The following is a 14604-nucleotide window of genomic DNA, read 5'->3' on the forward strand; positions in this document are numbered from 1 at the left end:
AGATGACCGACGAACAGACGCCGGCAGAAGACGTGGCTTTCGATACCGACCAGGCTTCGTGGGAAGACGCGTCGCAGGAAATCGAGGCGCTGAAGCTGGAAGTGGCGGCGCTGAAGGACCAGGCGCTGCGCTACGCGGCCGACGCGGAGAACACCAAGCGCCGGGCCGAGCGCGAGATGAACGACGCCCGCGCCTACGCGATCCAGAAGTTCGCCCGCGACCTCTTGGGCGTGGCCGACAACCTGTCGCGCGCCACCGCCCACAGCCCGCGCGAGTCGCAGGACGCGGCGGTGACCAACTTCATCATCGGCGTCGAGATGACCGAGAAGGAGCTGCTGGCGGCCTTCGAGCGCAACGGCCTGAAGAAGATCGACCCGGGCAAGGGCGAGAAGTTCGACCCCCACCTGCACCAGGCGGTGATGGAGCAGCCCTCGGACGAGGTCTCGGCCGGCGGCGTCATCCAGGTGCTGCAGGCCGGCTACGAGCTGATGGGCCGCCTGGTCCGCCCGGCCATGGTGGCCGTGGCCGCCAAGGGCTCGAAGGGCCCCGACGCGCCGGCCGAGCCGACGGCGGGCGCGGCGAACCCCTACGCCAACACCGACGCGGATACCGGCGGGGCCTTCGACACGAAGGCTTGAGGTCGGCCTGAGCTGCAATTTGGTTGTCATCCCGGAAGCCTCGCAGAGGCTGTCCGGGATCCAGGGGACTGGGCTGATACGGTGCGGTTCACCTGGATCCCGGACAGCGCTACGCGCTTCCGGGATGACAACTTCTGTAGCGTGTAGGGCAAGCCCTCAGCCCTTGCCCTCGATCCGGTCCGCCAAGCCCTTGGCCCCCGCCACGGCGTCGGCCCAGGTCACGTCGAAGTCGGCGTCCTCGCCAAGGTAGGGATCGGCCACCGACTTGCCCTGGCGCCCTTCGACCACATCCAGCAACAGCAGCAGCTCGGCCGTCGCGTCGGCCGGCCGCAGGGCCTTCAGGTCCGCCAGGTTGGCGCGGTCCAGGGCGACGATGTGGGTGAACCGGCGGAAGTCGTCGGGCGTCACCTGCCGTCCGCGATAGCCGGAGATGTCGATCCCCCGCCGCAGCGCCACCGCCTGGGCCCGGCGGTCGGGCGGATGGCCGACGTGCCAGGACCCGGTGCCGGCCGAATCGACCTCGACGTCCAGCCCGCGCCGCGCGGCTTCCTGGCGGAAAGCCGCCTCGGCCAGGGGCGAGCGGCAGATGTTTCCAAGACAAACGAACAGCACGGCGGGTCGCGGCACGGGCAGCCTTTCCAGCAAAAGGCCGCGCCGCTTGCGCGCACGGCCGTCAGGCCCAACATGTAGCCTCGCCCACGCTGACGATGAAAGGACATCACCCCATGACCACCGAGACCGCGATCCTCGCCGGCGGCTGTTTCTGGGGCGTCCAGGACCTGCTGCGCCGCTATCCCGGCGTGCTGAAGACCCGCGTCGGCTATTCCGGCGGCGACGTGCCCAACGCCACCTATCGCAACCACGGGACCCACGCCGAGGCGATCGAGATCATCTTCGATCCCGCCGTGATCAGCTATCGCCGGATCCTGGAGTTCTTCTTCCAGATCCACGACCCGACCACCCTGAATCGCCAGGGCAACGACATCGGGCTCAGCTACCGCTCGGCGATCTTCTACACCAGCGAGGAGCAGAAGCGGGTCGCCGAGGAGACCATCGAGGACGTCGACGCCTCGGGCCTGTGGCCGGGCAAGGTGGTGACCGAGGTCGCTCCCGCCGGCCCGTTCTGGGAGGCCGAGCCCGAGCACCAGGACTATCTGGAACGGATCCCCAACGGCTACACCTGCCACTTCATCCGCCCGGGCTGGACCCTGCCGACCAAGGCCGAGCGCGCCGCGGCCGTCTAGGCCGGATCGGCCTTGCAAGACGGGGCGCGCATTTCGCCGCACCCCGTCGCGCGCCCCCTCTTCCCCAGCGGCGCGATTACGCTAATGTCGCAAGTCCATTCATTGCGGGGCCGCGGGGGATTCTCTCTGTCGGCGGCGGCCCTGGGACCTGGACCGAGATATGAAGCTTACCATCGAGCGGGCGGCGCTGCTGAAGGCGCTGGGTCACGTGCAGAGCGTCGTTGAGCGCCGCAACACCATCCCGATCCTGTCGAACATCCTGCTGTCGGCCGATCGCGACACCCTGTCGTTCTCGGCCACCGACCTGGACATGGAGATCATCGACGAGGGCCTGGCCCAGATCGACGTGCCCGGCCAGATCACCGCCCCGGCCCACACCCTGTATGAAATCGTCCGCAAGCTGCCCGACGGCTCGGACGTCTCGCTCAGCTTCAGCGGCGACGACCCGCGCCTGGTGATCCAGGCCGGCCGCTCGCGCTTCAACCTGCCGGTGCTGCCGGCCGGCGACTTCCCGGTGATGAGCAGCGACGGCCTGTCGGGCCGCATCTCGGTCGACACCAACGAGCTGATCCGGCTGATCGACAAGACCCGATTCGCGATCTCGACCGAAGAGACCCGCTACTATCTGAACGGCCTGTACCTGCACACCGTCAACGACGGCGGCGTGACCAAGCTGCGCGCCGTGGCCACCGACGGCCACCGCCTGGCCCTGGCCGAGATGGACGCCCCCGAGGGCGCGGCCGGCCTGCCGGGCATCATCGTGCCGCGCAAGACCATCCAGGAGGCCCGCCGCCTGATGGAATCGGCCGGCGAGCAGGTCGACCTGCAGGTCTCGGCCCAGAAGGTCCGCTTCGAGTTCGGCCGCGCCGCCCTGACCTCCAAGGTCATCGACGGCGCCTTCCCGGACTATCTGCGCGTCATCCCGCGCGACAACGCCAAGATACTGACCCTGGACAACGACCTGTTCGCCAAGGCCGTCGACCGGGTGGCCACCATCTCGGCCGAAAAGAGCCGGTCGGTGAAGCTGGCCGTCGAGCCCGGCCGCATCACCTTGACCGTCCGCAACATGGAAGCCGGCCAGGCGGTGGAAGAGGTCGAGGTCGACTACGACGGCGAAGCCTTCGAGATCGGCTTCAACGCCCGCTACCTGCTGGACGTCTGCGGCCAGATCGGCGGCCCGATCGCCGAGTTCCGCTTCGCCGACCCGGCCTCGCCCACCCTGGTGGTCGATCCGACCGATCCGGGCGTCAAATACGTGCTGATGCCGCTGCGGGTGTAGGGCTTCCAGCGTCGAATCTTCTGGAAACGGGCGCCGCGTGCGCCCGTTTTGCCGCGGACTTCAAACCTCTCGGCCAATCAATCCAGGATTGACGGACTCCCCAAAGTCCCCTCCCACTGTGTCCACAAGACGCGGGGGGACGATTGGGCGATCCGAAGGGGCCACTCTCGAGCCAAAGCGCCGAGGCCGGACGGCGCGGGCGTCGAAACATCCTCGACAGCGGCATGAGCCTGGGCGGGTGGGTCGTGATCGCCGCGTCGCTGGGCCTCTGCGCCGCGTTCTATCTGGCCCAGAAGGACGCATCGACGGACGAGGCGACCTTCTGGAGCCTTAGAGGCCCGCCCTGCCCGCCCCTGGATCAAGCCAGTTACCAGCGCGCCTGGGGAACGGCTCAGGTCACGCGGTATGACGGGGCGAGCTTCGAATATCGGGTCGGCCACATGATGTGCACCCGGCGGCCCGACGAACATGGAGCGGGCCTGCATCCCGTCTGCCAATTCACGGGGCCTGTCTTCCTGGGCGTCGAAACCGGCGGCGAGCGCCACTATTTCGCGCCGCCGTCACGCTATGCGGCCCGCGTGGCGATCCTGGACGGTCAGCCCCGTTGCGTGCTGATCCCGCGCTTCAAGATGAACGCCCATCGCTAGAGGCAGGTCGGCTCGCGGACGCCGCCAACGACCTCAGGCGAGCCCGAGAACCCGCACGGCCAGCCAAAGACTGCCGCAGATCACCGCCCAGCCGATCGCGATGCCGAGTTCGGGATTGTTCTGCCACCATTGGCGCGACGCGCCCAAAGCCTTGAGTTTCATGTCCCCTCCCCAGGGTCTGTTACCGCTATTCAGAACATAGAAACCTTGTCGCGCAAGCAACTTCCGGTTCCTGCGACGACTTGCGCGCGAATCCCGGCGCCAAAGGTGGCCTCTTGCCGGCGTCGTCGCCCGTGCTAGCCTCCGTTGCATAAGAAAACGGGAGGCGGCGGGCATGGCCAGGGTCAGCTACATGACGGTGGGGTCCAACCGGCTCGAGGAGGCCAAGGCCTTCTACGACGCCCTGCTGGGATCGATCGGCATGAGCGGCGTCTTCGAGCACCCGTCGGGCGGGCGGCTCTACCGCGGCAAGGGCACGGGCCTGTTCGGCGTGCTCGGCCCCTATGACGGCCAGCCGGCCTGCGTCGGCAACGGCGTGATGGGCGGTTTCGACTTCGAGAGCCGCGAGGCGGTCGACGCCTTCCACGCCAAGGCCCTGGAACTGGGCGGACGCTGCGAGGGCGCGCCCGGAGAGCGCATGCCGGGCGCCTATTTCGCCTATTTCCGCGATCTGGATGGCAACAAGCTCTGCGGCTACAAGTTCGGCTGAGGCTCGACTTCCGATCGGGGGCCGGACCCCCATATCCTCGCCCAGGCGCCATTCCGGCGCCGGCGAGGAGCATTCCCCATGGGCATGGACATCAGCGGCCGCGCCGCCTTGGTCACCGGGGCGTCGTCGGGTTTCGGCGAGGCCGTGGCCCTGGGCCTGGCGCGGGCCGGAGTCAAGGTCGCCCTGGCGGCGCGGCGCGAGGACCGCCTGCAAGCCCTGGCCCGGCGGATCACCGAGGCGGGCGGCCAGGCGAAGGTCATCGTCGCCGACTTCACCGACGAAGCCCAGGCCCAGCGCGCCGTCCGCGAGGCCGAAGCCGCCTTCGGCCAGCTGGACATCCTGATCAACAACGCCGGGGTCATGTACCTGGAGCCGGTGGCGAGCGCGGACCTGGCCCGTTGGCGGTCGATGATCGAGCTCAACCTGCTGGGCCTGATCGCCGCCACCCAGGCCGCCCTGCCCGGCATGACCGCTCGCCAGGACGGCCATGTCGTCAACATCGCCTCGACCGCCGCCCACGTCTCCAATCCCCTGGCCGCCGCCTATTCGGCCACCAAGTTCGGCGTGCTGGGCTTCTCCGAATCCCTGCGCAAGGAAGTCCACAAGAGCAACATCCGGGTCACGGTGATCTCGCCCGGCATGGCCGCCACCGAGCTGCGCGACCACATCGCCGTCGACGCTATCCAGGCCACCATCAACGAGGCCGCCGCGGCCATGCGCCAGCTGACCGCCGAGGACGTCGCCGACGCCATCCTCTACGCCGTCACCCGCCCGGCCCACGTGACCATCAACGAGATCCTGATGCGCTCCACCGACCAGGAGCGGTAGGCCCGGCTTCGACCCAGTTCCGCCATGATGCGGGCCTAGCCAGCGATCCTCGCCGAAGGAGTCCGCCATGCGCGTGATCTGGGAACGAATGAGCGTCGTCGCGTTCAGTGGCGCCGCCTGGCTGCTCGTCCTGCTGGGCGCCCCGCACATGCTCCACGCGCTGCGCGGTCCGCCGCAGCTGATGGCCCACGCCAGCGTCGGTCGGCGCCGCGACCAGGGCTGACCGGTTTCCGCGCATCGACGGATTTAGACCTGCGGCCCGAATAGGCTAGAAGGCGCGGGTGAGCCGCGCCGCCCTTCTTTCGCTGACCCTGACCGACTTCCGCTCATACGAGCGCGCGCGGCTGCGTCCCGAGGGCGCCAGCGTCTACCTGTTCGGACCCAACGGGGCGGGCAAGACCAACCTGCTGGAGGCCATCAGCCTGCTGTCGCCGGGCAAGGGCCTGCGCGGCTCGAGCCTGACCGAGGTCGGCCGCCGCCTGCCGGGCGAAGCGACGGGGCGGGCCTGGGCGGTCGCGGCCGAGGCCCAGGCGCCTCAGACCGATCCTGGCGACGACGAGCCCGTCCGCCTGGGCACGGGCGTCGAGTTGGCCGGGGCCGCGCGCCGCATCGTGCGCATCGACGGCGAGACCGTGCCCCCAGGCCGTCTGGCCGACCACGTCCGCCCGATCTGGCTGACCCCGGCCCAGGATCGGCTGTTCCTCGAGGCGGCCGGCGAGCGCCGCAAGTTCTTCGACCGCCTAGTGTTCGCCGGCGAGCCCGACCACGCCCGCCACGCCAACGCCTACGACAAGGCCCAGCGCGAGCGCATGCGGCTGCTGACCGACGCGGCCGAGACCAGCCAGCCGGCCGACGCCATCTGGCTGACCGCCCTGGAAGCGCGCTTGGGCCAGGCCGGATCCCTGATGGCAGGAGCCCGGGCCCGCACCCTGCTGGCCCTGCAGGCCGAGATCGACGGCCGCGGCGACCGCCCCTTCCCCCGCGCCCGCCTGGCCCTGACCGGCGAGTGGGAAAGACTGGCGCTGGAGGGCGTCGAGACCAGCGAAATCGAGGCCCGGCTCGCCGCCGCCCTGGCGGCGGCCCGCCCTCGCGACGGGGCCGCCGGACGCGCCCTGACCGGCCCGCACCGGGGCGATCTGGCCATCCACCACGTCGACAAGGACCGTCCCGCCGCGGAATGTTCGACCGGAGAGCAGAAAGCGCTGATTCTGAACCTGGTTTTGGCCCAGGCGGCGCGACTTTCGCGTGCGAACGACGCACCGAATCCTATATTGTTGCTCGACGAAGTCGCCGCGCATCTCGACCTGAAAAGGCGGGCCGCTCTGGCCGACGAAATCACGGCGCTCGGCCTGCAGGCTTTTCTGACAGGCACCGACGAGTCGCTGTTCGACCATCTGAAAGGTCGGGCTCTCGGCGTTCGCGTCAGCGAACTCGGCCTGACCGCATTGGAAGACGTATGACCGAAGAGACCAAAGGCCCTGAAGCCGACGCCAACACCGATCGCCTGACCACCGCGGACGGTTCGGAAATGTCGGCCCCCGAAGTGATGACCGGCGAATACAGCGCCGACTCCATCAAGGTGCTCAAGGGCCTGGACGCGGTGCGCAAGCGCCCCGGCATGTACATCGGCGACACCGACGACGGCTCGGGCCTGCACCACATGGTCTATGAGGTGGTCGACAACGCCATCGACGAGGCCCTGGCCGGCCACGCCACCAAGGTCGAGGTGATCCTCAACGCCGACGGCTCGGTCACGGTCACCGACGACGGCCGCGGCATCCCGGTCGACATCCACGAGGGCGAGGGCGTCAGCGCGGCAGAGGTCATCATGACCCAACTGCACGCCGGCGGTAAGTTCGACCAGAACAGCTACAAGGTCTCGGGCGGCCTGCACGGCGTGGGCGTCTCGGTGGTCAACGCGCTCAGCGACTGGCTGGAACTGAAGATCCACCGCAACGGCCACAGCTACCAGATGCGTTTCGAGCGCGGCGACGCGGTGACCTCGCTGGCCCAGACCGGCGATTCGCCCGTCCGCGCCGACGGTCCCAAGGCCGGCGAGACCCTGACCGGCACCGAGGTGACGTTCTTCCCCAGCCTGGAAACCTTTGCCTTCATCGAGTTCGACCGCAAGACGCTGGAGCATCGCCTGCGCGAGCTGGCCTTCCTGAACTCGGGCGTGACAATCTATTTCCGCGACCTGCGCGACGCCGAGCCCTGGGAAGAGAAGCTGCACTACGAGGGCGGCATCGAGGCCTTCGTGCGCCACCTCGACAAGGCCAAGACCCCGCTGCTGAAGACCCCGATCGTCATCCGCGGCCGCAAGGACAAGGTCGAGGTCGACCTGGCTGTCTGGTGGAACGACAGCTACCACGAGCACATGCTGTGCTTCACCAACAACATTCCACAGCGGGATGGCGGCACGCACCTGTCGGCGTTCCGCGGCGCGCTCACGCGGATCATCACCGGCTATGCCGAGAGCTCGGGCATCACCAAGAAGGAGAAGGTCAATGTCGGGGGCGAGGACGCCCGCGAAGGCCTGACCTGCGTGCTGTCGGTCAAGGTGCCCGACCCCAAGTTCAGCTCGCAGACCAAGGACAAGCTGGTCTCGTCCGAAGTGCGCCCGGCCGTCGAGAGCCTGGTGCAGGAAGGCCTGGCCACCTGGTTCGAGGAGCACCCAAACGAGGCCAAGGCCATCGTCTCCAAGATCGCCGAGGCCGCCGCCGCCCGCGAGGCCGCCCGCAAGGCCCGCGAACTGACCCGCCGCAAGAGCGCCCTCGACATCACTTCGCTGCCGGGAAAACTCGCGGATTGCTCCGAGCGCGACCCGGCCAAGTCCGAGATCTTCATCGTCGAGGGCGACTCGGCCGGCGGCAGCGCCAAGCAGGCCCGCAACCGCGACAACCAGGCCGTCCTGCCCCTGCGCGGCAAGATCCTCAACGTCGAGCGCGCCCGCTTCGACAAGATGCTGTCGTCCGACCAGATCGGCACCCTGATCACCGCCCTGGGGGCCGGCATCGGCCGCGACGACTTCAACCCGGACAAGGTGCGCTACCACAAGATCGTGCTGATGACCGACGCCGACGTCGACGGCGCCCACATCCGCACCCTGCTGCTGACCTTCTTCTATCGTCAGATGCCGGAGCTGATCGAGCGCGGCTACATCTACATCGCCCAGCCGCCGCTGTACAAAGCCGCCAAGGGCAAGTCGTCGCGCTACCTGAAGGACGACAGCGAGATGGACGCCTTCCTGGTCGACGAAGGCGTCGACGGCGCCGAGCTGGACCTGCCGTCGGGCGAGCGCCGCACCAGCCAGGACCTGCTGGCCCTGGTCCAGCTGTGCCGCCAGGCCAAGGGCAATATCGACCGCCTGTCGCAGCGCGCCCCGGCCTTCGCCATCGAGCAGGCGGCCCTGGCTGGCCTGTTCGGCGACACGCCGGACATCGCCGCCGCCGCCCGGCGTCTTGATCTGTATGCGGAAGAAGGCGACGGCCCGTGGTCGGGCGAGCGCGGCGACACCGCCTATGTGTTCAAGCGCGTCCGCCGCGGCGTCACCGAAAGCGTGGTGCTGGACGACGGCCTGCTGCACGCCGCCGACGCCCGCCGCCTGGCCGAACGGGCCGGCGCTCTGGCCGAGGTGTTCTCGGGCTCGGCGATCTTCCGCCGCAAGGACAAGTCGACCACCGTGCGCGGCCCGCTCGACCTGGTGGGCGCGGTGCTCGACGCCGGCCGCAAGGGCCTGTCGATCCAACGCTACAAGGGCCTGGGCGAGATGAACCCCGACCAGCTGTGGGAAACCACCCTGGACGTCGAGGCCCGCACCCTGCTGCAGGTGCGCGTCAACCACGCCGACGACGCCGACGACATGTTCAGCCGCCTGATGGGCGACCTGGTCGAGCCCCGCCGCGAGTTCATCCAGGAAAACGCCCTGGACGCCGAGGTGGACGTCTAAAAAGCCGCGTAGCTGGGGTGGGCCAAGGCCGGAACGATGAACTGGGCCACGGTGATGCCGATGGGCAGGTCGACGAAGCCCTGGCCGACCGTGTCGAAGGCCTTCATGCCCCCGGCGTCCAGGCGCCCGACACTTTTGCCCTGGTTGTCCACCACCAGCGAGCCGGAAGCGCCTTTCAGCGAGAAGACCCGGCCGTCGAACCTGTGCGCGTCGTCGAGCACGGCATTGGCGCCCGGCTTGCTGCAGCTTCCTTTCTCGCCCTCGTAGATGGAGACATTGTCGCCCTCCATCTCGGGCGCCGTAAGCACGTGGTGATTGGTCAGCAGGAAGCGATCAGGCTTGTCGCTCCAGCGCACCATGCAGCCGAGTGTTCGGCGTCGACGTCCATCGGTATCTGAAGCTGTAATACCTCTCCCAATCACCACCAATGCGCGTAAGCTTGATTGTGGCGCGCCGGTGAGCGAAGCGGCCGAGAGCGGGGAGCATGAGCCAGACCGACACCGAACTGCCCCTGCCTCGGGCCGCGGCGATCGCCCTGGCCGCCGTCGCGCTCACGGGCGGCGCCCTGCTGGCGATCGGCCCTGGCGACTATCCGGACCTGCACACCATTCTGGACACCAGCCTGGCCCTGCTGCTGGGCGTGGTGGCGCTGTTGCTCTGGGACATGGGGCAGCACGCGGGGACGTCGTTTCCGAAATGGCTCGCCATCACCTTCGCCGCCACCTTCGTGCTGGCGGTCATCCATGTGCTGGTGACCGTCGAATGGTCGGGGTCGATGGCGGTGATCGCGCGATCGAAGGCGATGCTGCGTCCCGCCACCTGGCCGCCGGCCACCCACCTGTTGCCGATCGGCGTCGGCTGGGCGCTATGGCGGCTGCGGCGCGGCGTCACCGGCGGGATGGCCCGGTACGCCCTGGTGATCACCGTCCTGGGCGCGGGGCTGTTCGTCGCCTTTCAGCACCTGCCGACCTATCTGCCGCCCGGCCTGCTGGGCGTCACTCGCCCGGCCCTGGTCCTGGCGCCGTTGCTGTGGGCGGGCGTCGGCGTGGCGGCGTGGCGGCTGCGCGCCCTCGATCGCTTGGCCAGCCCGCTCGCCTGGATGGCCGGGACGCTGGTGGCGGCCAATGTCGTGATGCTCTATTCGCGCGCGCCGGCCGACGGACCGGCGATGGTCGCCCACCTGGGCCGGGCCGGCGGTTTTCTGGTCCTGCTGCTTTCGGCCATACAGGTGGCCTCGCGCGACATGTTCGAGCGCCTCGGCGCCGAGGCGGCGCTGTCGCGGCTGAACACCGAACTGGACCAGCGCGTGGTCGAACGAACGGTGCAGCTCGAAGCGGCGAACGCCACCCTGGAAGAGGAGATGCGGGCGCGCCGCCAGAGCCAACGGCTGCTCGACGCCATCATCGAGAGCTCGCCGGCCGTGATCTACGTCAAGGACCTCGAGGGCCGCTACCTGATGGTCAACCGCCGCTATGCCGACATCTTCCATATCGACCGCGACGCGATGATCGGCAGCACGGACCACGATATCTTCTCCAAGGACGTCGCCGACGCCTTCCGGGCCATGGATGTGCGCGTCGCCGCCGCCGACCTGCCGCTTACCGAGGAGGAGGAGGCCCCGCACGACGACGGCCCGCACGCCTATATTTCGGTGAAATCTCCGCTACGGGACGAGGCGGGCCAGGCCTATGCGGTGTTCGGCATCTCGACCGACATCACCGAGCGCAAGCGGGCGGAAACCCGGCTGCGCACGCAGTTCGAGCGCCTGAGCCTGCTGGACGAGATCACCCGCGCCATCGGCCAGCGGCAGGATATCCAGAGCATCTTCCAGGTCGTCGTGCGCAGCGTCGAGGACCAGCTGCCGGCCGACTTCGCCTGCCTGTGCCTCTATGACGACGTCGAGCGGGCGCTCACGGTCGCCGCCGTCGGGGTCAACAGCCAGGCCCTGGCGTTCGAACTGGCCATGCCGGTTCGGGCCCGCGTCGACATCGACCAGAACGGCCTTTCGCAATGCGTCCGCGGGCGCCTGGTCTATGAGCCGGACATCGCCAAGGTGCATTTTCCCTTTCCGCAGCGGCTTGCCGGCGGCGGCCTCGGGTCGATGGTCTGCGCGCCGCTGCAGATCGAGAGCAAGGTGTTCGGCGTGCTGGTGGTGGCCCGGTTCCAGCCCGAAGCCTTCGTCAGCGGCGAATGCGAGTTCCTGCGCCAGCTGAGCGAGCATGTCGCGCTGGCGGCGCACCAGGCCCAGCTGCACGGCGCGCTGCAGGCGGCCTATGACGACCTTCGCCAGTCCCAGCAGGCGATCCTGCAGCAGGAACGGTTGAAGGCCCTGGGCCAGATGGCCAGCGGCATCGCCCACGACATCAACAACGCCCTGTCGCCGGTCGCCCTCTATACCGAGTCCATGCTGGAGACCGAAACGGGGCTCAGCCCGAACGGCCGCGGGCGGCTGGAGGTCATCCGGCGCGCCGTCGAGGACGTGTCGCAGACCATCGCGCGCATGAAGGAGTTCTACCGCCAGCGCGAACCGCAGCTGGCCCTGGCCGCGGTGACGCTGAACGACCTGGTGCAGCAGGTGGTCGACCTGACCCGGGCGCGGTGGAGCGACATGGCCATGGAGCGCGGCGTGGTCATCGAGGTCCGGGTCGAGCAGGCCGTCGACTTGCCCGCGGTGCTCGGGGTCGAAAGCGAGATCCGCGAGGCCCTGATCAATCTGGTGCTGAACGCCGTCGACGCCATTCCGGAAGGCGGCCTGCTGACCCTGCGCACCCGGCTGGCCGGCGACGCCGTCGCGGTCGAGGTCCAGGACAACGGCGTGGGCATGGACGAGGAGACGCGCCGGCGCTGCCTGGAGCCGTTCTTCACCACCAAGGGCGAACGCGGGACCGGGCTGGGCCTGGCCATGGTCTATGGCGTGATCCAGCGTCACGGCGCGGAGATGGACATTCGCCCGGCCCCTGGCGGGGGGACGCTGGTCAGCCTGAGCTTCCCGGTTCCAGCCCACGTGTCGACGCCGGCCGGCGAGGTCGTTGCGCCGGTCCTGCCCAGCCGGCTGCGCCTGCTGCTGATCGACGACGACCCGGTGCTGCTCAAGGCCCTGGGCGACACCCTGGAGGCCGACGGCCACCACCTGACGATCGCCAATGACGGCCAGGCCGGCATCGACGCCTTCAGCGCCGCCCACCATCGCGGCGAAGCGTTCGCCGCGGTGATCACCGACCTGGGCATGCCCTATGTCGACGGTCGCAAGGTGGCGGCGGCGATCAAGGCTCTGTCGCCGTCCATGCCGGTGCTGTTGCTCACCGGCTGGGGTCAGGGCCTGGCGGCCGACGCGGAGATCTCGCCGCATGTCGATCGGATCCTGAGCAAGCCGCCCAAGCTGCGCGAACTGCGGGCGGCCCTGGCGCAGCATTGTCCGGCTGGGGAAGGCTGATGGAAGGCGGCGGCATGGAAGCGACAGGCGCAGTGGGTTCGCGGCGGCCTCGGATCTTGATCGTCGACGACGAGCCGGCGATCGTCGAGGCGCTGCGCGACACCCTCAGCGATCGCGGCTACGACCCTGTCGGCTTCACCGACGGGACGGCGGCCCTGGCGGGCCTGGAGGCCGGTCAGTTCGACCTGCTGCTCGCCGACCTGTCGATGCCGCGGATCGGCGGGGTCGACCTGTTGCGCGAGGCCCAGCGGCGCGACCCGGACCTCGTCGGGGTGATCATGACCGGCGACGGCACGATCGCCACGGCGGTCGAGGCGATGAAGACCGGCGCGCTCGACTACATTCTCAAGCCGCTGAAGATGAGCGTCATCCTGCCGGTCCTGTCGCGGGCCCTGACCGTGCGCCGGCTGCGAACCGAGAACGCCGCGCTGGAACGCAGCGTGCGCGAACGCACCGCCCAGCTCGAAGCAGCGCTGCGCGACCTCGAAGCCCAGGCCGCCGAACGGCTGCGCGCCGAACAGGCGCTGATGCAGGCCCAGAAGCTCGAGGCGGTCGGCCGGCTGACCGGGGGCGTCGCCCACAATTTCAACAACCTGCTGATGGCGATCGACGGGGCGCTGCAGTTGCTCGACAAGCGGCTGGATCCCGAACATGTCGGCCGCAAATATGTCGACTGCGCTCGGCAGGCGACCGAGCGGGGCGCCAAGGTCACGGGCGAGCTCCTGGCCTTTTCACGCACCCAGCGGTTCGATCTGCGGCCCACGGAGATACGCGGCGCGCTCCAGGCGTGTCAGTCGATCTTCGCCCAGGCCGCCGGCCCCACGGTCCGCTTCAACCTCGACCCGGGCGACGACGACGTCTGGGCCCTGACCGATCCGGACCAGCTCGAACTGGCCGTCGTCAATCTTGCGATCAATGCCCGCGACGCCTTGCCGGACGGCGGGGATGTCACCCTGGGCCTGACCGTCGAGGACACTGTCGCACCGACCGTGGCGGTCTGGTTGCGCGACACCGGGACCGGCATGTCGAGCGAGGTCGCCGCCCGGGCCCTGGAGCCGTTCTTCACCACCAAGGAGCGGGGCAAGGGAACCGGCCTGGGCCTGGCCCAGGTCTACGGCTTCGCCCGTCAATGCGGCGGCGAGGTGAGGATCGACAGCGCGCCGGGGCTGGGCACGACGGTCACCATGGTGTTGCCGCGCACGGCGGCGCCGGCCGTGCTGGAGGCGCCGCCCAAGGCCGCTGCGTCCAAGATCCTGGAAGGCGGGGCGGAGGGCGTCCGGCTGCTGGTGGTCGACGATGACGACGCCGTGCGCCAGATCCTGGTCGACGGCCTGCGCCTGGAGGGCTTCGAAGTGGCCGAGGCCGCGGACGGCGAGACCGGCCTCCGGGCGCTGCGCCGCGACCCGCCCGACGCCCTGGTGGTGGACTACGCCATGCCCGGCATGAATGGGGCGGAAGTCGCCAAGCGGGCCCGGGCCCTGCGGCCGGGTCTGCCGGTGGTGTTCTGCAGCGGCTACGCCGACACCCTGGCCCTGGACGACATCGAGGACGCGCCGCTGGTTCGCAAACCGGTCGTGGTCTCGGCGCTTGGACGCATGGTGGTCGATCTGATCGCGCGGCAGGGCGGGTGATCGCGCACTGCGATCTCGCCGCGGACATCCGTTTTACGGGAAGGTCGGAGTCGATACGCGATCGGCTGCGCGGCGAAAAAGATGGGAGGCTTTCTGGGTCGCTCCGCCTGGGACGTGCACATCGCCACGTGAGCAGCGGTCTCACATTGGCGGACCTTCGGCGTGCGGCGGCCTTTCAGGCTGTCCTGAGGGTATTGGGCGCCGTTTGGATCAGCCGGAGCGACGTTCGTTGCACGGGAACTCGAA

14 protein-coding genes are annotated in these 14604 nt (G+C 69.2%); 11 read left to right on the top strand and 3 right to left on the bottom strand.

Annotated elements, in window-relative coordinates; all coding sequences use genetic code 11:
- Positions 1 to 2 precede the first annotated feature (2 nt).
- Positions 3 to 638: a nucleotide exchange factor GrpE gene (grpE, locus tag J2X41_RS15650; protein WP_310082944.1), complete on the top strand. Its 636-nt coding sequence runs from the start codon at positions 3 to 5 to the stop codon at positions 636 to 638.
- 156 nt (positions 639 to 794) lie between these two features.
- On the opposite strand, the gene J2X41_RS15655 is transcribed toward grpE, so the two are convergent.
- A complete protein-coding gene (locus tag J2X41_RS15655; protein ID WP_310082945.1) occupies positions 795 to 1265 on the bottom strand; it encodes a low molecular weight protein-tyrosine-phosphatase in 471 nt (156 codons plus the stop codon).
- A 98-nt stretch (positions 1266 to 1363) separates the two neighbouring features.
- On the opposite strand from J2X41_RS15655, the gene msrA reads away from it, so the two are divergent.
- From msrA to J2X41_RS15670, 3 genes are all read left to right on the top strand, one after another.
- On the top strand, positions 1364 to 1882 hold the full coding sequence (msrA, locus tag J2X41_RS15660) for a peptide-methionine (S)-S-oxide reductase MsrA (RefSeq protein WP_310082946.1): 519 nt from the start codon (positions 1364 to 1366) through the stop codon (positions 1880 to 1882).
- A 160-nt stretch (positions 1883 to 2042) separates the two neighbouring features.
- A complete protein-coding gene (gene dnaN / locus J2X41_RS15665) occupies positions 2043 to 3161 on the top strand; it encodes a DNA polymerase III subunit beta (RefSeq protein WP_028040494.1) in 1119 nt (372 codons plus the stop codon).
- 224 nt (positions 3162 to 3385) lie between these two features.
- The gene (locus J2X41_RS15670) at positions 3386 to 3808 is read left to right on the top strand and encodes a hypothetical protein (RefSeq protein WP_310082948.1); all 423 of its coding nucleotides are present in this window, start codon (positions 3386 to 3388) and stop codon (positions 3806 to 3808) included.
- Between the two features lie 33 nt (positions 3809 to 3841).
- On the opposite strand, the gene J2X41_RS15675 is transcribed toward J2X41_RS15670, so the two are convergent.
- The gene (locus J2X41_RS15675) at positions 3842 to 3970 is read right to left on the bottom strand and encodes a hypothetical protein (protein WP_310082949.1); all 129 of its coding nucleotides are present in this window, start codon (positions 3968 to 3970) and stop codon (positions 3842 to 3844) included.
- A gap of 172 nt (positions 3971 to 4142) precedes the next feature.
- On the opposite strand from J2X41_RS15675, the gene J2X41_RS15680 reads away from it, so the two are divergent.
- The 5 genes from J2X41_RS15680 to gyrB all read left to right on the top strand — a co-directional run bounded on the left by J2X41_RS15680 (position 4143) and on the right by gyrB (position 9294).
- A complete protein-coding gene (locus J2X41_RS15680) occupies positions 4143 to 4517 on the top strand; it encodes a VOC family protein (RefSeq protein ID WP_310082951.1) in 375 nt (124 codons plus the stop codon).
- Positions 4518 to 4595: 78 nt separating this feature from the next.
- Positions 4596 to 5345 (top strand): SDR family NAD(P)-dependent oxidoreductase, encoded by a 750-nt coding sequence (locus J2X41_RS15685; RefSeq protein WP_310082952.1) that lies wholly within the window; start codon positions 4596 to 4598, stop codon positions 5343 to 5345.
- A gap of 67 nt (positions 5346 to 5412) precedes the next feature.
- On the top strand, positions 5413 to 5568 hold the full coding sequence (locus tag J2X41_RS15690; protein WP_310082953.1) for a hypothetical protein: 156 nt from the start codon (positions 5413 to 5415) through the stop codon (positions 5566 to 5568).
- A gap of 58 nt (positions 5569 to 5626) precedes the next feature.
- Positions 5627 to 6805 carry a DNA replication/repair protein RecF gene (gene recF / locus J2X41_RS15695; RefSeq protein WP_310082955.1) on the top strand — a complete coding sequence of 393 codons (1179 nt, stop codon included), beginning with the start codon at positions 5627 to 5629 and terminating at the stop codon, positions 6803 to 6805.
- Entirely contained in the window at positions 6802 to 9294 is a 2493-nt protein-coding gene (gene gyrB / locus J2X41_RS15700; protein WP_404979943.1) for a DNA topoisomerase (ATP-hydrolyzing) subunit B, read from the top strand. Before recF ends, gyrB begins: the two co-directional genes overlap by 4 nt.
- On the opposite strand, the gene J2X41_RS15705 is transcribed toward gyrB, so the two are convergent.
- Positions 9291 to 9653: a hypothetical protein gene (locus tag J2X41_RS15705; protein WP_310082956.1), complete on the bottom strand. Its 363-nt coding sequence runs from the start codon at positions 9651 to 9653 to the stop codon at positions 9291 to 9293. The two genes, gyrB and J2X41_RS15705, sit on opposite strands and share 4 nt — an antisense overlap.
- A gap of 125 nt (positions 9654 to 9778) precedes the next feature.
- On the opposite strand from J2X41_RS15705, the gene J2X41_RS15710 reads away from it, so the two are divergent.
- On the top strand, positions 9779 to 12727 hold the full coding sequence (locus J2X41_RS15710) for a PAS domain-containing protein (RefSeq protein ID WP_310082957.1): 2949 nt from the start codon (positions 9779 to 9781) through the stop codon (positions 12725 to 12727).
- 56 nt (positions 12728 to 12783) lie between these two features.
- On the top strand, positions 12784 to 14358 hold the full coding sequence (locus tag J2X41_RS15715; RefSeq protein ID WP_310082958.1) for a response regulator: 1575 nt from the start codon (positions 12784 to 12786) through the stop codon (positions 14356 to 14358).
- The last annotated feature ends 246 nt before the right edge of the window (positions 14359 to 14604 follow it).

The sequence above is a fragment of the Caulobacter sp. BE254 genome (assembly GCF_031457295.1).
GTDB lineage: Bacteria > Pseudomonadota > Alphaproteobacteria > Caulobacterales > Caulobacteraceae > Caulobacter.

Coding starts and splice junctions, on each gene's coding strand:
- grpE (WP_310082944.1), top strand. CDS start 3: ATGACCGACGAACAGACGCCGGCAGAAGACGTGGCTTTCGATACCGAC.
- msrA (WP_310082946.1), top strand. CDS start 1,364: ATGACCACCGAGACCGCGATCCTCGCCGGCGGCTGTTTCTGGGGCGTC.
- dnaN (WP_028040494.1), top strand. CDS start 2,043: ATGAAGCTTACCATCGAGCGGGCGGCGCTGCTGAAGGCGCTGGGTCAC.
- J2X41_RS15670 (WP_310082948.1), top strand. CDS start 3,386: ATGAGCCTGGGCGGGTGGGTCGTGATCGCCGCGTCGCTGGGCCTCTGC.
- J2X41_RS15675 (WP_310082949.1), bottom strand. CDS start 3,970: ATGAAACTCAAGGCTTTGGGCGCGTCGCGCCAATGGTGGCAGAACAAT.
- J2X41_RS15680 (WP_310082951.1), top strand. CDS start 4,143: ATGGCCAGGGTCAGCTACATGACGGTGGGGTCCAACCGGCTCGAGGAG.
- J2X41_RS15685 (WP_310082952.1), top strand. CDS start 4,596: ATGGGCATGGACATCAGCGGCCGCGCCGCCTTGGTCACCGGGGCGTCG.
- J2X41_RS15690 (WP_310082953.1), top strand. CDS start 5,413: ATGCGCGTGATCTGGGAACGAATGAGCGTCGTCGCGTTCAGTGGCGCC.
- gyrB (WP_404979943.1), top strand. CDS start 6,802: ATGACCGAAGAGACCAAAGGCCCTGAAGCCGACGCCAACACCGATCGC.
- J2X41_RS15705 (WP_310082956.1), bottom strand. CDS start 9,653: ATGGTGCGCTGGAGCGACAAGCCTGATCGCTTCCTGCTGACCAATCAC.
- J2X41_RS15710 (WP_310082957.1), top strand. CDS start 9,779: ATGAGCCAGACCGACACCGAACTGCCCCTGCCTCGGGCCGCGGCGATC.